Consider the following 20,560-nt stretch of genomic DNA (forward strand, 5'->3'; position numbering starts at 1 on the left):
ATGCAGGCAACAGCTAAGGGAGTGTAAGTCATGCAACGAGAACAGGGACCACTGCGGATCTTGGGGGAAAGGGTCCGCTACTATCGCAAACTCAAAGGCCTCTCGCAAGCCGAGTTGGCCAAGGATATTTGCACCCAGGCGACCATCAGCCTGATCGAAAAGCGCAACAAGGTACCGAGTATGAACATCTTGATGCGCCTGATCGGGCGGCTGGATATCACCATGGATGATATTGTCGTCGCTAATCACGACAGCATTCAGCAATCACTCAGCGACACTGACAAGGCATTGCGCCGCGGGGCTTATCCCCAAGCCGCCGAGTTTTTGGCCAAGGTCCGTTCGGAAAAACTCACCACGGAAGAGGACAAGCGCCGGTTCAACTATTACTCGGGGATGGTGGAGCTTTTTGCTCATAAAGCCCCAGACGAGGCAATCTATTACTTCGGCCGTGTGCTGACGCCGATGTTGGTCAAGGACCGCGATCTGCTCACCATCATGGCGACGCTGGGCCTGGGACTCGCCTATGCCGAGAAAGGGACGCATGAACGCGCACGGGTCTATATCGACCAGGCGCTGGCCCTGCTTCATGATGCGCCATTTCCGGAAGGCCGCTATCTCGATGTTGTGATCACGATCTATTGGCACATCAGTCGCGTCTTTTTCGAATTAGAAGAGTACGCCGCCGTCTTGACCAATGTGAAAACCGGCATCGACTTTGCCACGAAACACGACAGCCTTTTTCTACTTGATGAATTGTATGCGCTCCAGGCGCGGGCGTATGATGCCCTGGCCGACAAGCGCGCAGATGAAAATTATCAGATCGCGCTTGCACTTGCGCGGGTCAACCACTCGCCGCAGCTGTTAGCGGCGCTGGAGAATGAAACGAGCCAGCGCGAACTGGCGTGAAAGACGAAAGATCGCCCCACCAGACAGTTGTTGATGTCTGGTGGGGCGATCTTTTTTGTGTGGCGGGCGAGACGCAGGCTGCGCTCCGCACCCTTATAGTTGGGCTTCGCGGGGCAGGTCTGAGACAGCTAGGTACGCCCGTCACTCGGGGCGAAGTGCACCCCAAGCGCCGTGCTAGCCTAGCTGCTCAGACCTAAGCGCCCCGCTCCGCACCCTTATAGTTGGGCTTCGCGGGGCAGGGGTGAGACGTCTAATTGGGACTGTCACTCGGGGCGAAGTTCGGCCCCAAGCGCCATTCCCAAATTAGCCACTCACCCCAAAGCGCCCCGCTTCGCACCGTTTTTCCAGTTGGGCTTCGCGCAGCAGGGGCGGGTCATCTAGGCAATCTGGTCACCCGATGGTTTCACCATCGACTGCCCAGACTACGCTAGCTGCCCGCCCCTAAACGCTGCGCGACGCACCCTTATTTCTTTGGCGCCTGTTTCTTTGGTGCCTTGGTGGTTGCTAGGGCCGGCTTGTTGTTCAAGTCGGTGCGGACCACGAGGACGTCACATTCGGCGTTTCGAGTCACGTATTCGGTGACGCTACCGATCAATAGCCGTTCGACCGCATTGAGCCCAGTGGCGCCGATCATGATGAGATCGATCGAGAGCTTCTTTGGCAGATCGCGGGCGATCAGTGTTTTCGGCGCGCCGTATTCGATGCTATAGGTGACCTTTTCCAGACCGGCCTTATGTGCTTGGTCGATGTAGTCTTCCATCGTCTTTTTGGCGGTGGCAGCCACTGATTCCACCATATTCGTATCAAAACTCGACACGTTCGAGAACGACCGTGTGTCTACCACGTTGACAAGATCGAGTTCGCCGTCATTTCGTTTCGCGACGGCAACCGCCTTCTGGAAGGCAAGCTCGGATTCATAAGAGCCGTCGATCGCGACCAAGATATGCTTGTATTGTTGTAACATTGCCATCACCTCCGCTTTAATTGTACTTTATTGGCGCATGAAATGAAACCAGACGCTATTCTTCATCGTCTTCGATCAGGTTCGGCAGGCGAAGCCCAAGCACGCCGACACTCACTGCGCCGATCAAAAGCGCGAGAATATCAACGACTGCGTTTTGCCAGATCACCGGCACCAAGGCGATCACCCCGGCGATCAAAATGAACCACGCATAGTTACGCAAAGCCTGGCCCGTTTTTTCCGACACGGTCTGGCGGGTGAGGAAGCCGTGTTTTTTATACCCAAACAGGTAAGCGGCGAGCGTAAAGAGTAAGATGGCGTACAAGACAAAGACGATTCTGATCAGCATAAGCGGGTCCCTTCGTGTGCATAATAATGAATCCATTGTAACAAAGCCCTGCGGCAAAACAACTGAGCGGGTGCTGTCAGGGCAAAGAAAAAACCGGCAAATGCCGGCCTAAAGTTTGCACTTTATACGAAAGCCTAGTGGTGCCGTTTTCTTCCCGTTAAGTTGAAACCCGCTTTTCAGTAGGTGGGACTAGACGACATGCACGTCAGTCATTCAGTGAAAGAACAACACGATGCCTGCCACTTCCGGTCCCAATGTGGTGAGACTGTTCGGTCAACTGATAGATGGGAAGCGCGCACACCTTAGAACTTCCATGACTCTATGGTAGCACTGAACCGCCGATCGCGCAAGAATCCTTGCTTCGGGGAAACCGCTTTAAACGACAGCGTGTGGGGAATGGCAGCGCTTCACCTGCTGCGCTTTTCCATGTCGTGCAGGCGCGTCAATTGGGCGGCCAAGGCCTGTTCATATTTGCCGGTATTTTTCGGCGCGTAGTAGTGATGGCCCACCATTGTATCCGGCAAATATTGTTGTTTGACCCAGCCGCCTGGAAAATTGTGCGGAAGCTGATAGCCGACCCCGTGGCCCAGCGCCGCGGCGCCCTTGTAATGGGCATCGCGCAGGTCGTCGGGAATACTGCCGGCGTGGCCCGCTTGAATGTCGGCGAGTGCCGCATCGATCGCGCTCATGGCACTGTTGCTTTTCGGTGCGAGGCACAGATCGATCACGGCGTTGGCGAGGGGGATGCGCCCTTCAGGCAAGCCGAGCCGCTCCGCAGATTGAATCGCGGTGAGTGTCCGACTGGCGGTCTGCGGATTGGCGAGGCCGACGTCTTCGTAGGCGATGACTAAGAGGCGCCGCAAAATGCTTGGCAGGTCGCCGATCGTGATCAGTCTTGCGAGATAATGGAGGGCCGCATCGACATCGGAGCCGCGAATCGATTTTTGAAATGCGGAAATGATATCGTAATGCGCGTCCCCGTCGGCATCACCAGCGATGGCGCGCTGCTGGAGCGATTCGTGCATCACGGCTAGCGTCAGGTGAATCTCACCGTCCGTTTCCGGTGTGGACAACGTCGCAAGCTCTAAAGCGTTGAGGGCACTGCGCAGATCGCCGTTGGTCGCGGTGGTGAGAAACTCGCGCGCCTCGTCATCCAAGACGACCGCGTGGTTGCCGAGGCCGCGTTCCTTGTCAGCCAGTGCCCGGTCGATCGCCGCGCTGATATCCTCCGGCGTCAGCGGGAAGACTTGGAAGATCTGTGACCGCGAGCGAATGGCAGGCAAAATACTCATGTAAGGATTTTCGGTAGTGGCGCCGACTAACACGATGCGGCCACTTTCAAGAAGCGGTAGTAAAAAATCTTGCTTCGTTTTGTCCAGCCGATGAATCTCGTCCAGCAGCAGGATCACGGTGCCACTCATCTTGGCTTCCTCCGCCACGATCTGAAGATCCTTTTTCGTGTCAGTGGCCGCGTTCAGCATGCGAAAGGCGTATTTGGTGGTGCCGGCGATCGCGCTGGCGATGCTGGTCTTGCCCGTGCCAGGCGGGCCATATAGAATCATTGAACTCAGGCGTTTGGCCACCACCATTCGGCGAATGATCTGGTCGGGGCCAACAAGGTGCTGCTGGCCGACGACCTCATCCAAGTTGCGTGGCCGCATGCGATACGCGAGTGGTTGTTGCATAATATCCCTTCTTTAATGAAGAAAACGCGCAGGCGACTGCCGCGCGTTTCGTGTCATGCCTTGTCAGGTTGCGCTAGTGCTCACCAAACAGCCGGTCAAACAGGCTCGGTTTTTCCTTTGGCGCCTGGGCCGTCTGCTTTGGTAAAAAAATGTCGGCGTGATCGATCGCCTCGTCGCTGGTGATCAAGAGGCCGCATGCGGTGTCGTCAGTCTGGGCCGTCTCATCGGAAACCAGCGTGAATGGTAGGCCGAGCTGCGTTGCTTCTGTCATATAGGGGGCAGTGAGCTCCGCCGGCAGTTTGCCATTCAGCAGCAGTTTGAAATTCGCCTTCGCCGCATATTGTTTGAGCAGGGGCTCTACCTGCGCCAAGGTGGTCGGCTCGCGCAACGTTTGATTGTCCACAAACAGCGCGGTGCGTTCCCGCAGCGACCCGAGGTAGTGGCGTCGTTCGTCAGGCCTGGTTTGCGGCGGACCGTACAGCGCGGAGTTGAGGTGGTCTTGCATCTGGTTTTGATCGTCTGCCATCGGATCCTCCTTGGGGGCTGTTATCGAATGCTCAAAAGGGCTAACATAGGTCCTATCTAGTATAGCAGAAAGGGTGAACGCCGTGTTTACAACGGCTGACTTTACCATCTTTGAGGACCCCACTTTGGCCGGGCGGTTAGGAAAAATTCGCACGTTGCTCGATCCTAAATTCGTGATCGCCGGCCAAACGCTGGCGAATCAGCTCGCCGCAGTGGGCCTGCCGATGCAGACCGTGCATCTGGCCAAGCATCTACGGCGGCATAATAATCCGCCGCCGGATACGTGGTTGGCACTGGCGACAAGCACCCGCGGGTATAAGATGCAGCCGCACATCGAGGTGGGGCTGTGGGATGATCGCCTGTTTGTGTGGCTGGCGCTGCTTCAGGAAAGCAAGGCCACCGGCGTGCAATTCGACCTTGCGCGCCTTGGCGCGCAGGCGGACCGCTTGCCGACGCCGTTTGAGCTTTCCGGAGATCACACGCAAAAAGCGGTGTTGCCCCTTGACGCGACGAATTTTGCCAAATTCAGCCAGCGCTATGCGACCACGCAAAAAGGGGAGCTGCTGATCGGGCAGACGTATCTTGCGACAGATCCGTTGTTCGCCGAACCGGATGAGTTGTGGGCCGATATTCAGCGACGAGTGGGGATGCTGGCGCCGCTTTACGCCGGGTTGTTAGACGCATAGGAGGGCACACATGGAAAAATTAAAGAACAGGCTGGACGCCTTCAGTGATGCGATCATCGCGATCATCATCACGATCATGGTGTTGAATATTCCGCCGGTCATGCATGATTCCTGGGCAAATTATCTGCAGTTGGGCAAAGCGGTCGGCATTTTCCTGGTGAGTTTTATTTTCGTGGCCAATATGTGGTATCAACATGGGACCGCGTTTTCCGAGATCGAGACGATGACGTACCGCATCCTGATTCTCGATATGGCGTTCTTGGCACTGCTGGCGCTGATGCCGCTGTTCACGAACATGATGGCGCTGCACACGACGCGCGTGTCGGTGATGCTGTATGGCGGGCTGCAGGTCGCGGTCAATTTCCTGTTTCGCTATCTCGCCAAGGCAATCGTCCATTTGCAATACACGGAAAAATCCGAGATGCAAAAGGTCTACACCAAGATCTACGGCACCGCCAACCGCTACTTGGATTTGATGAGTTTGGCAATGTTGGTCGTCGCCTTTTTCCTGCCGGATTTTGCAGTCATTTTTTACTTGGCGTATCCGATTCTGATGTTTTTGCTCAACAGTCAGGCGCGCCAGCAGATGTACGATGTGGCGACTTTGCCTACCGACCAGCAGGCGGATTTTGTTTCGTTGACAGCCGATGGGGTGCGGGATTTTCGCAAGGCCTGGCGTGAAGCCTCAGGGCGCACGAACGGGTCGCTGCCCAGTCGCCAGCCCAGGACGACAGGCGGACAGGCACCTGGCCAGGGCTCACGCACGACGACTGCAGATCACAATACGCCGGTTGAAAAGCGTGGGGCGGATGCTGGCGACCCAGATGCGTTCAATTTACATCAATGGCTAGACACGAGCGTTGATCCGCGCTGGCGCCATCAGGTCGAGCGGCGCTTTGATCACATGTCGCCGACCCAGCAGGCCCAATTTGAACAGAAAATGGGCAAGTGGTTCGAGTTGCAAAAAGCGGCGCGGGACCAGCGGCTGCAGGCGTCCAAGGATGACCAAAAACCGCGCGACTAAGAAGAGCTGTTTTGGAGCGCCGTATGTCGGGTTTGGCAAAACGCAAAAAAGAGGTTGAGACTGGGGATGTCTCAACCTCTTTTGCGTCTCATCACGGGTTGCGAAACGCGCGCGACCGGTGTTATTCCAATGAGATAAAGTCGCCGGCCCCAAGTAGGAGCTGGACAAAATCTGGCACGGTCGCCGTGCGATTCCAGTCGCGCTGCCATTCACACGCCAACTGGGCATTGGTGGTCAGCTCCGCGCCGGCTTGGGCGATGCGCGACAGGGCCGTTTCGTGCGCCACAACGGAGGTTCCGCCGACCGCATCGACAACGGGATGGACATAATAGCCTTCACGCAAGGCGTCTAGCGCGGGAAAGGTGAGGCAGGCTTCCGTCCACAAGGCGGCCATGATGAGGTGCTTGCGGCCAGTTTTTTTGACGGCTTCAACAAAGTCTTGATCTTGCCACGCATTGATGCTGGTGCGGTCGATCGTTGGCGTGTCTTCGAGCAGTTTTTTCAACTGGGGCACGGTGTCCTTGTTCCGGCCGGTGGCGACGTTGACGGTCGACAAAATGATCGGTACTTGATACACTTGCGCAAGTTTCACGGTCATCTCGATATTGTTGATCAAGGTCGGATGGTCGATCGAGCGAATCGAGCTGATCTGGGTCGGCTGATAATCGATCACGAGCAGCGCACTGTTTTCCGGCGTCAGCAGGCGGTCTTCAAAGGGATCTCTTCGCGGATAGCTGGTCATCTGAAATCTCCTCCCTAAAAAACGTAATCTATTAGACAAGATGATTATAAAACGGAGACGGCGAAAGCGGTAACAATATGCTTTGCCGGACGAGGAGGCCTACCATGGCAGTGACGCTCAAATACTTGGTCGAACACGGCGTCACCCGCGCCGAACTTGCCAGGCAGATCGGCTTGGCCCCAACCACGGTGACGCGTGTGCTTCGGCAGCAGCGAACGACGGACTTGACGAAGCGGAAGGTCAAGTCCTATTTGCGGCAACTAAAAAAAGGCACACGCCAAATGCCACCTGGACTTGAGTTATCCGTCCAGAAAAGAATAGCGCTGGGGACAGCGATCGCAGTCGGAGGGAAAACACCTTTGGCCACCATCGGACTTCCCGCGCAAGTTAGCAAACAGGGGACGTTTTTTTTTTAGACGAAGCCTTTACCGACCCGACCCAAATGTTGGTCTCGCTCACCGCTTGGGCAGAAGGCGCCCGGTTCAGTCAGCCCTTGACGGAAGGTCTCAATCCCGCCGGTTGGTATCCGGGTTCTGAATCGAAGGCACGTGTCGCCAGTCCGCAGCGGTTGAATAAGGTGCTCGGTCAAGTCGGTCGATCGATGAAAGCCCAACTTCTGTGGTTGCCTCTCCGGACGTTTCAGCTGGCAAGCGGCAAGCAAGATCCACTTTACCCCTACCTGATCGCGATTCTCGCACGCGTTCTCGCCATCAACGCATCGTCTTTTACAGTCGTCCTCGATCAGCGTTCCGATATCCGAGCAGAACATCTGACCACAGATCTTGAGCATCTAGCCGACTTCATCTATGTTGAAACAGGCCGGCGCGTGACACTGCAGGGTCTGCTCATGGATTCAAAGAAAAGTTTGGGCGTGCAGACCGCCGACTTCTTGGCCTTTGGTGGGATGCATCTCCTGATTCCGGCGCTTGCGGCATTCAATATCAGACGCTTGGAGTATGAGACCTTGATTGGGGAGCCCATTTACCAACGTTACGCGCGGCTGCATCGTGAGTTTGCCGAGCGGTGAGGGTTTGGCGTCGGGGTTCTTCGGTGGGGGATGTTTGCAAAAAATGCCAGGTCTCGAATTTGAGACTTGGCATTTTTAGTGTTTCGGGTACCTGGATTGAATGCAACTTTCCCCTTTTTTGGAAGCGAAGAAAACGCCAACCGGCAAATTTCGTCAGTTGGCGCCTAAAGACACACTAAAGAGGCCTCGAGAGGCGTTGTGAGCGCGTGCGAAAAGCTTAACTTTTGTCCTCGGCGCGTTCGCCCACCAGTTCCCCATAGCGGAAGCACATCGCGCAACATCCGCCGGCGATGATCACCCAGCTGCTTTGATCGGTGGCCATGCCATGGTTCCAGTACGCGAGGTAACACGCGGCCAGCAATAAGACGAAGACGGCCCGCAGCATGGCGCGTCGGGCCGCATGGACGACGCGGGAGGTGGTCAGCCCGCTGTAAAAGCCGATCGCCAGTGTCAACGTTGCGAGCATCAATGTCGCAGTGTCTGGCCCAGTCATTCCCAAGCTGCCCTGTTCACAGCGGAATTTTCCCAGTATCGATCAGTTGGCGCATCGTGGTCTGGACATGCATCAGGGTGCGATGCGCGTCGGCTTTGAACGACGCGATCTGCGCCTGTTCCACAAGTTCGGCACCAGCGTAAATGACGGCGCCGTTGATATCCGTCACCTGAAAGCCCGTGGGTGTCCAGGCCGCGGTCAGATAGCCGCCTTCGATCGCCTCGTCTAGTAGCTCCTGCATCCAGTTGCGAAGGCCCGCACCGATCACATCGTCTTCGCTGGGCTGTTCGCCGCGTGCCTGCGCCTTGTCGACCAAGGTCGCGACCGCCGCCATTGTTTCCGGAATCTCATGCATGTTTGTCTCTCCTTTCACTCACAGCGGCAGTGTAGCACAAACCCGCCGCGCCGTCTGCTTTGGCGCCTCAACGCTGGGATGACTTTGATTAAAAAATAGTGGCGCGCGTGGCTGATGGATGGCTGGATATAAGAAATACCGGAAATGTTTTTAGCGGAGAAAATTATAAAATAATTAGAGTTGAGTCCAAAAGTTGCCTGCACTCAGGTATAATGGAGACAATGGTGCTCGCCACGATGGGGGGCCAAGCTGCGGAAGCCGACGTCGCGGACCGCGGCCGGACTGGGCGACGGACAATGAAGGGAGTCTGTGATGGCAAGACCACAACAGCACTGGGAATTGTTCGAAGAAAATGAGGTCAACGCGCAGTTTCATGAAGGACAGGTGATGCGTTTTCGCTCTGCGTTGCTCGATGGCAAGCAGGCGCAAGGCGTGATCACGAAGCGTTATAAAAATTCCTGCATGATTGATTTTTCCGCGTGCCCAAAGATCTCACAAGCCGCAAAAGAGGAATTGAATTCAAAGATTGTGATCAGTTATCAGGCGTTGGAGCCGCTGACTGGGACGGACGACTAAAAAAGCTGGGCAGAGGCCCGGCTTTTTTGCGCGTGGGGTGGGGCGGTGACTGATTATTTTCGGAGTCGGGCCGCGGGCACTTCGAACAACTTAATACAAAATGGCGTAACCGCTAACAATTCGACCAATCGGGGGATGGGCCGCATGCGAGCAGGTTGACTGTCCGCATCGGAACTTAGCGGGCGGTGCGCGGGAAAACTGTTATCTGGCGCGCACATCGCCTAATTGCCCCTTGCGCCGGCTGCATTCTAGTGCCACAATGAATCAGAACAAAATAACGGCCGACAGAGAGCGGCCATTTTGGAGGCAAAATTGAATATGAATCAAGCAGAAGTGCACACTGTTGACGGCGCCACTCACGAGCAGAAACTCGTGATCGCGTCCACCGCGTCAGGGTTTTCGCTGGAGAATATGGACATCATGTTTCTCTCGTTTTCCCTGACCCCAATCATCGCCGAACTCCACATCTCAAGTGGGGCGGCTGGTTTGATTGGCTCGATCACCAACATCGGGATGTTAGTCGGCGGGGCACTTTTTGGTTTGCTCGGGGATAAATACGGGCGGGTCAAAACGTTCTCGCACACCATCTTGATCTTTGCGATCGCCACCGCGGCCATGGCGTTTGCCAACAACCTATGGGCGATCTACTTCCTGCGTTTTCTGGCCGGCATCGGGGCTGGCGGGGAGTATGGCGTGGGTATCGCGCTGATCGCGGAAAGCTTTGACAAGCACCAGATCGGGCGGATGACCTCTGTTGCGGCGATCGGCGGCCAGATTGGGGCAATCATCGCTGCGTTAGCCGCGTCCTTCATCATTCCGCGGTGGGGCTGGCACGCACTGTTTTTGCTGGGGGTCTTCCCAGTGATCTTGACCTTCTTTGTTCGCCGTCACCTCAAGGAATCCGATGATTTTCTGGCGGCGCGGGCCGAGGCAAAAGTCAAACATGAAAAAGTCAGTTTCGCCGCACTGTTTGCCACGCCGCATCTGGCTACTCAGACGCTGGGTCTGATGGTGATGACCATTGTCCAGATTGCCGGCTACTTCGGCCTGATGAACTGGCTGCCTGTGATCGTTCAAAAGCAGCAGGGCCTGTCTGTTTCCGGGTCTGCGCTGTGGATGATCGCCACGATCGTTGGGATGTGCCTTGGCATGGTGGTCTTCGGCAACATTTTGGATAAGATCGGCCCACGTTGGGCGTTTGGCCTGTTTCTTTTGGCCAGTGCCATGATCGTGTTTGCCATCACGCTGGCGCGCTCTGCCACGGTTCTGGTCTTCATCGGCGCCATCGTCGGCTTTTGCTCCAACGGGATGTTTGGCGGCTATGGCGCGGTCATCAGCCAGCTCTATCCTGCGCGGATCCGCAGCACGGCCAACAATGTTATCATGAACGTCGGGCGGGCAATCGGCGGGTTCTCCTCGGTGGTCATTGGCCTTCTGATGGACCGCTACAACTTGATGGTCACCATGGGCTTCCTGTCCGCACTGTACCTGATCAGCTTCATCGTGATGCTCTCCTTGCCGGGGCTGCGCACCTTGAGCAAGCAGGCAAAAGCGGCGTAAGCGACGATCCAGTGTGATCGAAATTGGAAATAAAACGGCGATGCTGTTCCGAAATATCGGACAGGCATCGCCGTTTTTTATTCCTGACTGTCGCGTTTGGCTTCCAGTTGCGAGATCTGATCGTTCAATGCCGCGAGCTTGTCTTTGATCTCCTGCAGCGACAGGCCGCGGCCGGAGTAGCCCTTCGCCATGGCGCTGGGGTAATCATAATCTTCCAGTTGTTGGCGCTCATCGTTGAGCTTGCCGAGTTTTGTGATCAAGGCATCGTATTCGTCATCTGTCATTGGGACACCTTCTTTGTTGTGATGACAACAGTATACGCGGCGGTCGGATTAAAGCAAGGGTGGGTGTCCTCAGCTCCGCAACACAGGCACTTTGTATTTATCAAACCAGCTCTGCTTGAGCGTGCGCTCGGCCGCAAAAACGATGCGTCGGCTCGGATCACTGGTGACATGCCAATTTTGCCCGGCATAATAGCTGCGCACCGCCGTCGCATCGGCGCTACTCTTGGCGATCAAGATCATAAACTTGATGCCCGTATCATTGGTGAATGTCGCGGCGCTGGTCAGGTCGCCGCCGACCTGACTGGCGAGCTTTGCCAACGCGTTTTCATCGAGCGCCTGCTGGTTGCTGATCGGCAGGCCAAGGTCTTTGATCGCGGCCATCATGCTGGCGGGTGTGGCGGTCTGCGTCGAGGTTGTGCTACTGGTGCTGGTGGTCGTCGTAGTCTGCGGTTGGCTGCAGGCGGTCAGCAGCAGTAACGGGATGAAGGCCAACGCAAGGGCCTTCTTGAATGTTTTTTTCATAAGTCCTCCAAATTACTGATTTTCATGAGTATATAAAAAATATGCCCTGTCTGCATCAGTCGAAAGATGGACGCGAGCTGATCAATGGCGGTCGACCTCGTTTCCAGAGACGTCCTTCGGCAATCCCAATGCGGCGTCCTCTGCCGGGGTCGGGATGTGCTGGCCACCTGCCGAGAGCCGCTGCTGTTCGTGGGCGATTTTAGCGGTCAAAAAGGCGAGCGTCTCCTGCATCTCGGCGAGCTGGTCGACTACTTGTGCGCGTGTCTTGGTCAAAAGCGCGATCATCTCGGTTGTTTCCATGCCAGCGAAAATTGTTTGAATCTGCTCGACGGACAGACCCGCGCGACGATACAACACGATGCGGTCCAGCGCTGCAAGGTCTTCCTGGGTGTAATCTCTGTCGCCGCGGCTGTCACGCCCCGGATGGAGCAGGCCTTTTCGCTCATAAAAGCGCAGTGAATAGGTGGTGAGGCCGTATTTTGCAGCCATTTCTTGAATTCGCATTTTTTCTCCTTCTCATCGCTTGACTTACACCTAGTGTAACCGCGTAAGGTTGTGCTTGCAACTATGAGGAGGGACAGCATGGACACAAAAAAACAAAATATCGCGATGCACGCATTTGCGCTATCGAATGTGATGGTCGGCTTGGAATCGACCATCGTGGCAACCGTCATTCCGGCAATCGTTGATGACCTCAGTGGGATTCGGCTGATGAGCTGGGTGCTGACGGCCTATTTTCTGATGATGGCGGTCACAGCCCCGCTTTGGACCAAACTCGCGGAACGGTTTGGCACCAAGCCACTGATCTTGATCGGGACAGGAATTTTTGTGCTTGCCTCATTGACTGAGGGCCTCGCCGTCAACATGTACATGCTGATCGGCGCGCGCCTGGCGATGGGCATCGGCGCTGGCGCGATGGTGCAACTGCCATATGTGATCTACAGCACGCAACTGCCCACCGCGCAACGCGTGAAGCAGGTCGGCAATGCCAATGCGGCGTATTCGATCGCATCTGCAGTCGGGCCGTTGATCGGTGGCTGGATCGCGGATAGTTTGGGCTGGCGCTGGGTCTTTTTTATAAATATTCCGATCGGCTTGTTCATGATGTGGCTGATCAGTCGCAACTACCAGGAGTCGTTCACGCCAAACCGCCAGGCAATCGATTATCGTGGGGCATCGACCTTAGCCACGACGATCATTGCACTGATGCTGATGATTCAGGCACTCGGCGCACAGACGCCGAATCTGGGACTGGTCGGTGCGACGGCCGTGATCACGGTGGTCGTTGGCGTGTTCTTCTTTTGGACCGAGCATCGCGCCGTTGATCCAATCATTCCGTTGGGGCTGTTTCGCAATTGGTCCTACATGGCAAAAAACGTGCTGATGTTTTGCCAATACGGGGTCTTAAGTTTCGTCAACAGCTACATTCCAATGTGGGGCCAGGGGGTCTACGGACTGACGGCCCTGGCAGGTGGGTTTTTACTGGTGCCATCATCCGTCATGCTGGCCGTCGGGACCCGGCTTAACGCCCCGCTGCTGGCACGCCGCTCGGAAAAATCGGTGGTACGGCGCTGGAGCTTGGTGATGTTCGCGGCGGTGCTGATTTTGGCTTTTATCTGGCAAACTAGCAGCGTGGGGTTCTTAGTCGTGGCGGGGGCCTTGTTTGGCCTCGGCGCGGGGGTCGTGACGAGCACCGCCCAAGTCGCGGTCCAGGACGCGGTGCCAAAGCGTCAAGTGGGTTCGGCCACCGCGCTGAACGCCTTGATCCGGACGATTGGCTCCACCCTGGTGCTGTCGATGCTGTCGCTGAGTCTCAACACCACCTTCCGCCACGCGATCGCGGCGCATTCTGGCAAAATCAAGATCAATCAGCTCAACGCGATCAGTAGCGCTGCCTCCGCTGCCAAATTGCCGAGCCATCTGGTGCCGCTGCTCAGGACGATTCTTTTCCAAGGCTTTCATTGGCTGGCGATCTGGGCCTGCCTAATTATGGCGGTAAGCCTGCTGGTCAGTTTGCTGGATCCGTGGCGCAAGGGGGGCCTGCGCGACTAATTGGCTGGCGGAAAACTGCATGGCTGTCCAATGGGCCACGGCGATGCCGCTTTGGTGCAATTGCTGGCGACTAGGATCTGGCACGCAGACGCCGACCAATTTTCCCCGCCACGACTGGTTGCCGTGACGCGATGTCTTCATCCGCGATCCTCATCGTGGACGATTTTGCGATCTTATGTTAAACATAGTGAGGGACAATCGCCCAGAAAAAAATAAGGGATGATCGCATGATCGAAGCACAGACACTACAGCTCGTGAAAAATGAACTCACGGGCATCACCAGCCGCCAGATCAGCGCGGTGCTTGAACTGATGCAAGAGGGCAACACGGTGCCATTTATTGCTCGGTATCGAAAGGAACGCACTGGCAGTCTTGACGAAGTCCAGATTCAGGCCATCGAGGCAGCCTTTCAGCGCGCGACAGCCTTGCAGGACCGCAAAGCCGCGGTACTCAAAAGTATCCAGGAGCAGGGCAAGCTCACGCCCAAGTTGACACAGCAGGTCAATGCCGCCACCAAAATGCAGGATGTGGAAGATCTCTACCTGCCATACAAACCAAAACGCCAGACCAAAGCCATGGTCGCGCGGTCGCAGGGACTCGCGCCATTTGCGGATTGGATCAGCCGTTTTCCCACCGAGGACCTCCGCCAGCAAGCAAGGCGCTATGTGAATCCGGCCAAGAAGGTCAAGAGTGTCACAGAGGTCTTGGCTGGCGCACATGAGATCCTGGCGGAAAATTATGCGGATCAGTCCGCGCTACGCAACTGGGTCCGCACTTACACCACCAAAAACGGGAAGATCGAGGTCGCACTCAAGCCCAAGGCCAAGGCGCTTGATGAAAAAAGGGTCTACCAACAATTTTATGACTTCAGTGCGCGGGTCAACGAGATGTCTCCGACCCGCACGCTGGCGATCAATCGGGGCGAAAAAGAAAAAATTTTGACGGTCAAGGTGACAGTCGCCACCGGCCCTATTTTGCAACACTTGCATGAGCGACTGATTGGCCGCCACCAGCGCAGTCAGGCGACGCAGTTTGTCACAGACGCCTATGAGGACAGCTACAAGCGGTTCATCGGTCCAGCCATCGAGCGCGATCTGCGCAATGAGTTGACGGAGACTGCCGACACCAAATCGATCGAAGTATTTGGAAAAAATCTGTACAATCTGTTGATGCAGGCACCGCTTAAAGGTCGCGTGGTGCTGGGTTTTGATCCGGCGTATCGGACCGGGTGCAAACTCGCCGTCATCGACGAAAACGGGAAATTTCTCACCAAGGCCGTGATCTATCCATTTCCGCCTGCGCCTGCTGCCAAGCGCGCTGTGGCCCCAGCGGAGCTCACCGTCCTGCTGGAGAAGTACCATGTCACCATGATTGCAATCGGCAACGGCACCGCGAGTCGCGAATCCGAGCAGTTTGTGGCCGACACCTTGAAAAAAATTCATCGCGAGATCTTCTACGTGATCGTCAACGAAGCGGGGGCATCCGTGTATTCCGCCAGCCAGCTGGCCCGCGACGAATTTCCTGAGCTGCAAGTTGAACAGCGCAGTGCGATCAGCATCGGCCGCCGCTTACAGGATCCGTTAGCCGAGCTTGTCAAGATCGATCCCGAATCGATCGGGGTCGGCCAATATCAACACGACCTGCCAGCAAAGGCTCTGGCCAGCGAGGTTGATGCCGTGGTCGAACGGGCCGTCAATCAGGTCGGCGTGGATCTCAATACCGCCAGTGTGCCGCTGTTGACGCGCATTTCCGGGCTGACCAAGACGACTGCGACGAATATCGTGGCCTACCGCAACGAACACGGTCGCTATACCACCCGGATGGATCTCAAAAACGTACCGCGACTTGGCCCCAAAGCCTTTGAGCAGTCGGTCGGGTTCCTGCGTATCATTGGCGGCGTTGAGCCGCTGGATAATACGGACATTCATCCAGAAAGCTATGGGGCAGCGAAGCGCTTGCTGCACGCCGCAAATCTGTCCACGGCTGATCTCGGCGATGCCGCAAAAACGGCGACGCTGACGAAGGTCGATCCGGTGCCACTTTTGGCCACGGTCGGCGCTGCGACCTTGGTGGATATTGTGGCTAGTCTCCAACATCCAGGCCGCGATCTGCGCGATCAGATGCCGGCCCCACTTTTGCGCAAGGATGTGCTGACAATGGAGGACCTCCAGCCAGGCATGCAGTTGCAGGGCACGGTGCGGAACGTGGTTGATTTCGGCGCATTTGTCGATATCGGCGTCAAACACGACGGCTTGGTCCACATCTCGCGGCTGGCGAAAAAACATGTCCGTGATGCCAGCAGTGTCGTTGCAGTCGGCGATATTGTGACTGTTTGGATCGCCGAGGTCGATATGGTGCGTGAACGAATCGAGCTGACCATGATCGATCCGGATGAGGACTGATCTCGAACTAGTTACCTTCGTGTGACAGGCAACCTCTCACTTTTTTCAATCAAAAATGGCGACATTCCGTTCGGCACAACTGCCGATCTGGATGTCGCCATTTTCGTGTTGAGGGGCGTGAGGCGGGGTGGCCTTACAGGTTACGCTGCAGGAAGTCACTGATCGCGTCATGCAGATCGGCCAAGGCGGTGGCTTCGATTGGATAGTGGGAGCCATTGCGCAAGGTGGTGCGCGTGACTTGGACCTTGGTCAGCCGATCGAGGAACGGGTCGCTGAGACGCTGCGGGGTCCACCGGTCCGCATCGGGCTGAGTAAGCAAAACAGGGCAGACGGTGACATCTTCCGGTTCAATATCTGGGGCATAGGTCATATACGTGTTCATGAAGCGCATCGAGACCCGGTTGCCGCCGGACGTGCGATCCTTGAGCAAGATCTTCAGGCAATCAGGATCATTGACCAAGGCGGACATTTTCGATGGGATGCTCATTTTCATCTTGAAGCCGGATAAGCCGATGCTGGTCGCTATTTTCGTCAACGGAATGCCAAACGTGCCCCAGAACCAGTTGTTGGTCGTGGTCATTTGGACGTCTTTGCTGCGCTGGTCCAAAAAGGTCATGCCGATAATGCCACGGACTTTTTTATTCCGCGCCGCGACATGGTAGGTCTCCATGCCCCCGGCGGACAGGCCATACAGGAAAATCGGCCGATCATCTTTTGCGAGCTCGCTGTCGATCAGGTCGGAGCCGCACTGAACCCAGTCGTCATAGCTGATGATTGTGTGCGGTGCGACATCGGTGACGCCATAAGTCGGCATGTCCACAGTGATCGTTTCGTAGCCGTCCTGTGCAAGCGGGCCGCCGATGATCATCGAGATCTGCCGGCCGTTGGTGCCAACGCCATGAAATAGAATGATCTTCGCCTTTGCGTTCGGGTTGCGGAAAGTGTCCAGGTGCACGCTATTGCCGCGCCAGTTCCATTGCTCTTCGACAGGGTGGTATGTCTCAGTATAGTGATAAGCCGCCGGTAAAAAGTCTTGCACATCGCGCCACGCTTGTTGGTTTTCATAAGTTGTCATTGTCATGACCTCCATCTATTTGATGAACTTAGAATACCAAGGGGTGGGGCGCGGCGCGTTGATCTATGTTAACGACTCGCCAGGTTCTTGCGGATGCGGCTCAAACTTTCTTTTGTGATGCCGATGTAGGAGGCAATCTGGTTTTGCGGAATCCGCGCTTCCGCCTTGCCAAAAAGCGCCCGGAATTCCTGATAGCGGGCCGCCGCATCCAAATTTTGAAAACCGTATTCGCGCCGCATCTTGTAGCGCAGGGTGTCCTCAAGCACCGCGATGTACAGTTGCGTCAAGGCCGGGTCCGCCATCAAAATGGGTTTCATTTGCGCAGCCGCAAACCGCAAACAATGGAGGTCCTCGATCGCACTAAAGCTTTCGGTGCTGGTGGCCGAAAACAGGCTTTCGCCGATGAGGAAATCGCCCTCCAACATAAAGTTTTTCACGATCAGATGGCCTTGCTCATCGACCGCCGAGGAGCGCGCAAGCCCGTCCTGAATCAGATAGACCTGCTCTTGCGGCTCATCAAGCTCAAGAATGGTGCTATTGCGGGGAAAATAGACTTGATCCGCCAGCAACGCCAATTTGTGGATACTGGCAGTGGGGATGTTCGGGGCATACCGAGCCGTTGTTTGCGCGATCAGCTGTTCTTTAACTGCGATCTCCATGATGACCTCCTGGGAGTCTGTATTTGGGTCTCATTATATCGCGTTTGGGGGTGAGGTGGGCGATTGCGCTGCCGGAAGAAATCACACAATTAGAGGTGTCAGCTCAATAAATTAAATGCCTTGAGACTTTTGGCCGTATCGATCACGGTCGTTTCAGCTGGCCGGGGACGCCAATCTAGTTCGCGAATGGCCTTCTGGTTGGTGTGCGCAAATTTGCGGCCCAGCATCCCGACGATCGCGTTCACTGCAGGGGCCTTTTTGGCTGCGAGTCGCAGGAGCGTGTCTGGCAGTTGGGAAGTCCGCACGAGGCTCGCAAGGTCGGGCACATCTTTCTTCAGCATCTTGGCAATGTCGCGCATCGGAATATTTTCGGAGATCGCGTTATAGCGTTGGCCGTTTGCGGCGGGAGAGTTAACCGCCCGTATCTCCAGATCGACCAGGTCCTGGACGTCGATGATCTCAAAGCTGATCTTGGGATTTGGCGCGTGGCGGACGATCATTTGCTGAATGACTTGGACCGAGTGGGTGTTCTGCGGTTGCAGAATTGGACCAAAAATGGCGCCAGGAAGAACGGTCGTGAAGGCAGTCTGAGTTTGTGTCTTCATATAGTTCCATGCGGCTAGTTCTGCCAGGATTTTTGATCGGCAATACGCGTTAAGCTCAGGATTCGTTGGGTCCGTCCAATAAGATTCATCGATGGCCTGATTGGTCTCCGAACTTGGCGGGGTCGCGGCTGCCAGTGAGGAGGTCATTACCACATGTTTGACATGGGCTGCGGCTGCTGCCTTGAGCACGTTTAGCGTCCCATCGACGGCCGGTTTCATCACGGCCGCCTCATCATCTGGATCGTCAGCGCTCATTGGTGAAGCAATGTGTAAGACGAACTCGATATCTCGCATCGCAGCGGGCCATGCAGTTGCATCAGTCAGATCTGCGACCGCAAAACTGAGGGCGGTCGTGTCTGTGTACTGACTCAAGGCTTGTTTGAGTGTTTTCCCTTTTTCTTCTGAGCGAACGGTGGTACGCACCTGCTCGCCTCGTTTGAGTAAGGTGACGATCGCCCAGCTTGCAACGAAGCCGGTGCCACCAGTGACTAAATAATTTGCCATTGTATTGTCCTCCTCATGTCTTGCGGGAAGCACGCGATGATCACGGATGGTCAGGTATTGGCCCCGAGAAAGTCGCCGCTGTGCATCGTGTGTTTTCCCTGGCTGAGAAACATTTGTAACCTCAGCGTCATTAAGGTACACTGTCATCGAGTTCAAGACAAGCAGGTTGCCGGCATGTGTGACATAAAGGAGAAAGTGATATGGCAGCGACGAAGCACGCGCAACAGATCAAAGAGGATTCGCAACAATATCTGACGACTGCGCTGTTGCAGCTGCTGCAGACGCATGACCTGAACGAGATCAAGGTAACTGATCTGATCAAGCGCGCTGGCGTCAGCCGGATGGCATTTTATCGTAACTATCAGGCGCTAGAGGACATTCTTCGCGCGTATTTCGCGCCTCAGATCAAGGCGATCTTTGATGACGTGATCCGACAAGTACCATCTGAGGACAAATTGCGGGATATGGCGGCATTCTTTTCTGATTTCTATGCAGATCTAGCTTTAGCCGCAACGCGGAATTACGAATACATTATTCAGCAGATCTTCACCGACAATATGGCACGGTATTACGCGCAAGGGAGTGAGTGGGAAGATCTTGATGCCACCAAGCGCAGGTACTGGGTGACATTTATGAGCGCAGGCGTGTACGGCATTTGGCGTGAGTGGTTACTGCATGGCAAAGGGGAAAGCCTGGATGATATACACATTTTGATAGGGACACTGCAAAACGCGACAGTGGGCGCGCTGAAAGTGGGTGCACAATTCACAACCATTCTTGAAGCTAATTATCCGCACAAAAACGTGCCAGCCTCGAAAGACTGACACGTTTTTGTGTTGCACCGCTTTGTACCAGAAAATGTCCGGTAAAGGCGTTTTGCAGCGTTTTTAATTACAGCTTCTGGTGGTAACAAGGCAAATATTGTCAATTTGACTCAACACAAATCCAGGCACACCAAGGTATTCAAGGAAGACTTCTTGACAGAATGCTGTGAAAGTTAGCACCAATTGATAACTTCTGCAACAGCGTGCAACATTTGAGCTGACCTGTAAATACTACTGAATGAATCGCACATTTAACCAATGTGCGATTTTTATTCAAAAATACACCAATATCTGGAGTCAACTTTTTTCAAAGCATGCGTAATTGTGGTGATTACATGATATGCTTGACGGACAAGCATCAGTAACTTCACGCTGATCGTGATCATACTGGAGGACAATCAAATGGGAAAGATTGAGGCAGAAGCTTCTGAAAATGTGGTGAGAGTATGAACTACATCAAAGCAATCCGAATTCATGGATATAAGAAGTTTGAAAAATTTGAAGTTAAGTTTCAACCAGGACTGAATATTTTAATCGGCGAAAATTCCGCAGGAAAGTCTACGATTCTAGAAGCAATCGAAATTGTCCTAAATCAAGCAACCTTCAAATACGATTATTCGCAATTAGAATCGTTGCTCAACAAAACTATGATTGAAACGTTTCTAACTAGTGGCTGTTCAACTAGGCCACCATATTCTTGGTGCTGGTAGTAAATTTGTACCGGAAACGATAGGTTTGCCCGTC

Annotated in this window: 24 protein-coding genes; 11 read left to right on the forward strand and 13 right to left on the reverse strand. The window is 55.0% G+C overall.

What is annotated here, in order from left to right; all coding sequences use genetic code 11:
- Nucleotides 1-30 precede the first annotated feature (30 nt).
- Nucleotides 31-906: a helix-turn-helix transcriptional regulator gene (locus EKM95_RS07620; protein WP_125697251.1), complete on the forward strand. Its 876-nt coding sequence runs from the start codon at nt 31-33 to the stop codon at nt 904-906.
- A 463-nt stretch (nt 907-1,369) separates the two neighbouring features.
- Here EKM95_RS07620 and EKM95_RS07625 read toward each other — a convergent pair whose 3' ends face one another.
- From EKM95_RS07625 to EKM95_RS07640, 4 genes are all read right to left on the reverse strand, one after another.
- Nucleotides 1,370-1,870, reverse strand: a complete 501-nt coding sequence (locus EKM95_RS07625) for a universal stress protein (RefSeq protein ID WP_125697252.1) — start codon at nt 1,868-1,870, stop codon at nt 1,370-1,372.
- Between the two features lie 55 nt (nt 1,871-1,925).
- On the reverse strand, nt 1,926-2,216 hold the full coding sequence (locus EKM95_RS07630) for a hypothetical protein (RefSeq protein ID WP_125697253.1): 291 nt from the start codon (nt 2,214-2,216) through the stop codon (nt 1,926-1,928).
- A 407-nt stretch (nt 2,217-2,623) separates the two neighbouring features.
- Entirely contained in the window at nt 2,624-3,901 is a 1,278-nt protein-coding gene (locus EKM95_RS07635; protein ID WP_125697254.1) for a replication-associated recombination protein A, read from the reverse strand.
- 73 nt (nt 3,902-3,974) lie between these two features.
- Nucleotides 3,975-4,427, reverse strand: a complete 453-nt coding sequence (locus tag EKM95_RS07640) for a YueI family protein (protein ID WP_125697255.1) — start codon at nt 4,425-4,427, stop codon at nt 3,975-3,977.
- Between the two features lie 82 nt (nt 4,428-4,509).
- Between EKM95_RS07640 and EKM95_RS07645 the strand changes: the two genes are divergently transcribed.
- Together EKM95_RS07645 and EKM95_RS07650 are read left to right on the forward strand one after the other, a co-directional pair.
- The gene (locus EKM95_RS07645; protein ID WP_125697256.1) at nt 4,510-5,112 is read left to right on the forward strand and encodes a DUF1054 family protein; all 603 of its coding nucleotides are present in this window, start codon (nt 4,510-4,512) and stop codon (nt 5,110-5,112) included.
- Between the two features lie 10 nt (nt 5,113-5,122).
- Nucleotides 5,123-6,136 carry a TMEM175 family protein gene (locus EKM95_RS07650; RefSeq protein WP_125697257.1) on the forward strand — a complete coding sequence of 338 codons (1,014 nt, stop codon included), beginning with the start codon at nt 5,123-5,125 and terminating at the stop codon, nt 6,134-6,136.
- A gap of 121 nt (nt 6,137-6,257) precedes the next feature.
- On the opposite strand, the gene EKM95_RS07655 is transcribed toward EKM95_RS07650, so the two are convergent.
- Nucleotides 6,258-6,878 carry a hydrolase gene (locus EKM95_RS07655; RefSeq protein WP_125697258.1) on the reverse strand — a complete coding sequence of 207 codons (621 nt, stop codon included), beginning with the start codon at nt 6,876-6,878 and terminating at the stop codon, nt 6,258-6,260.
- Nucleotides 6,879-6,982: 104 nt separating this feature from the next.
- Between EKM95_RS07655 and EKM95_RS07660 the strand changes: the two genes are divergently transcribed.
- Both EKM95_RS07660 and EKM95_RS07665 read left to right on the forward strand, forming a co-directional pair.
- Nucleotides 6,983-7,294 (forward strand): helix-turn-helix domain-containing protein, encoded by a 312-nt coding sequence (locus EKM95_RS07660; protein WP_125697259.1) that lies wholly within the window; start codon nt 6,983-6,985, stop codon nt 7,292-7,294.
- 26 nt (nt 7,295-7,320) lie between these two features.
- Nucleotides 7,321-7,905, forward strand: coding sequence for a hypothetical protein (locus EKM95_RS07665; protein ID WP_125697260.1), 585 nt, complete (start codon nt 7,321-7,323; stop codon nt 7,903-7,905).
- Nucleotides 7,906-8,122: 217 nt separating this feature from the next.
- Here EKM95_RS07665 and EKM95_RS07670 read toward each other — a convergent pair whose 3' ends face one another.
- Nucleotides 8,123-8,398: a hypothetical protein gene (locus EKM95_RS07670; protein ID WP_125697261.1), complete on the reverse strand. Its 276-nt coding sequence runs from the start codon at nt 8,396-8,398 to the stop codon at nt 8,123-8,125.
- A gap of 16 nt (nt 8,399-8,414) precedes the next feature.
- Nucleotides 8,415-8,753, reverse strand: a complete 339-nt coding sequence (locus tag EKM95_RS07675; protein ID WP_125697262.1) for a hypothetical protein — start codon at nt 8,751-8,753, stop codon at nt 8,415-8,417.
- 312 nt (nt 8,754-9,065) lie between these two features.
- Between EKM95_RS07675 and EKM95_RS07680 the strand changes: the two genes are divergently transcribed.
- Both EKM95_RS07680 and EKM95_RS07685 read left to right on the forward strand, forming a co-directional pair.
- Nucleotides 9,066-9,329, forward strand: a complete 264-nt coding sequence (locus EKM95_RS07680; RefSeq protein ID WP_125697263.1) for a hypothetical protein — start codon at nt 9,066-9,068, stop codon at nt 9,327-9,329.
- Nucleotides 9,330-9,647: 318 nt separating this feature from the next.
- Nucleotides 9,648-10,889: an MFS transporter gene (locus EKM95_RS07685; protein WP_125697264.1), complete on the forward strand. Its 1,242-nt coding sequence runs from the start codon at nt 9,648-9,650 to the stop codon at nt 10,887-10,889.
- Between the two features lie 77 nt (nt 10,890-10,966).
- On the opposite strand, the gene EKM95_RS07690 is transcribed toward EKM95_RS07685, so the two are convergent.
- The 3 genes from EKM95_RS07690 to EKM95_RS07700 all read right to left on the reverse strand — a co-directional run bounded on the left by EKM95_RS07690 (nt 10,967) and on the right by EKM95_RS07700 (nt 12,199).
- Nucleotides 10,967-11,173, reverse strand: coding sequence for a hypothetical protein (locus tag EKM95_RS07690; protein WP_125697265.1), 207 nt, complete (start codon nt 11,171-11,173; stop codon nt 10,967-10,969).
- Nucleotides 11,174-11,242: 69 nt separating this feature from the next.
- Nucleotides 11,243-11,695 (reverse strand): hypothetical protein, encoded by a 453-nt coding sequence (locus tag EKM95_RS07695; protein ID WP_125697266.1) that lies wholly within the window; start codon nt 11,693-11,695, stop codon nt 11,243-11,245.
- Nucleotides 11,696-11,776: 81 nt separating this feature from the next.
- Nucleotides 11,777-12,199: a MerR family transcriptional regulator gene (locus EKM95_RS07700; protein WP_125697267.1), complete on the reverse strand. Its 423-nt coding sequence runs from the start codon at nt 12,197-12,199 to the stop codon at nt 11,777-11,779.
- A gap of 78 nt (nt 12,200-12,277) precedes the next feature.
- Here EKM95_RS07700 and EKM95_RS07705 point away from each other — a divergent pair, with 78 nt between their 5' ends.
- Nucleotides 12,278-13,747, forward strand: coding sequence for an MFS transporter (locus EKM95_RS07705; protein ID WP_164510126.1), 1,470 nt, complete (start codon nt 12,278-12,280; stop codon nt 13,745-13,747).
- A gap of 227 nt (nt 13,748-13,974) precedes the next feature.
- Nucleotides 13,975-16,149 (forward strand): Tex family protein, encoded by a 2,175-nt coding sequence (locus EKM95_RS07710; protein ID WP_125697269.1) that lies wholly within the window; start codon nt 13,975-13,977, stop codon nt 16,147-16,149.
- Between the two features lie 133 nt (nt 16,150-16,282).
- Here the strand turns inward: EKM95_RS07710 and EKM95_RS07715 are convergent, their stop codons facing one another.
- The 3 genes from EKM95_RS07715 to EKM95_RS07725 all read right to left on the reverse strand — a co-directional run bounded on the left by EKM95_RS07715 (nt 16,283) and on the right by EKM95_RS07725 (nt 18,992).
- Nucleotides 16,283-17,224 carry an alpha/beta hydrolase gene (locus tag EKM95_RS07715; protein ID WP_125697270.1) on the reverse strand — a complete coding sequence of 314 codons (942 nt, stop codon included), beginning with the start codon at nt 17,222-17,224 and terminating at the stop codon, nt 16,283-16,285.
- Between the two features lie 68 nt (nt 17,225-17,292).
- Complete coding sequence (locus EKM95_RS07720; protein ID WP_125697271.1) at nt 17,293-17,883, reverse strand: Crp/Fnr family transcriptional regulator; 591 nt, start codon at nt 17,881-17,883, stop codon at nt 17,293-17,295.
- Nucleotides 17,884-17,981: 98 nt separating this feature from the next.
- Nucleotides 17,982-18,992 carry an NAD-dependent epimerase/dehydratase family protein gene (locus EKM95_RS07725; RefSeq protein WP_164510127.1) on the reverse strand — a complete coding sequence of 337 codons (1,011 nt, stop codon included), beginning with the start codon at nt 18,990-18,992 and terminating at the stop codon, nt 17,982-17,984.
- 200 nt (nt 18,993-19,192) lie between these two features.
- Here EKM95_RS07725 and EKM95_RS07730 point away from each other — a divergent pair, with 200 nt between their 5' ends.
- Nucleotides 19,193-19,816, forward strand: coding sequence for a TetR/AcrR family transcriptional regulator (locus EKM95_RS07730; protein ID WP_225423231.1), 624 nt, complete (start codon nt 19,193-19,195; stop codon nt 19,814-19,816).
- A 446-nt stretch (nt 19,817-20,262) separates the two neighbouring features.
- Nucleotides 20,263-20,526, forward strand: coding sequence for an AAA family ATPase (locus tag EKM95_RS07735; protein ID WP_125697273.1), 264 nt, complete (start codon nt 20,263-20,265; stop codon nt 20,524-20,526).
- The last annotated feature ends 34 nt before the right edge of the window (nt 20,527-20,560 follow it).

Source organism: Lacticaseibacillus yichunensis (genome assembly GCF_003946405.1).
Lineage (GTDB): Bacteria > Bacillota > Bacilli > Lactobacillales > Lactobacillaceae > Lacticaseibacillus > Lacticaseibacillus yichunensis.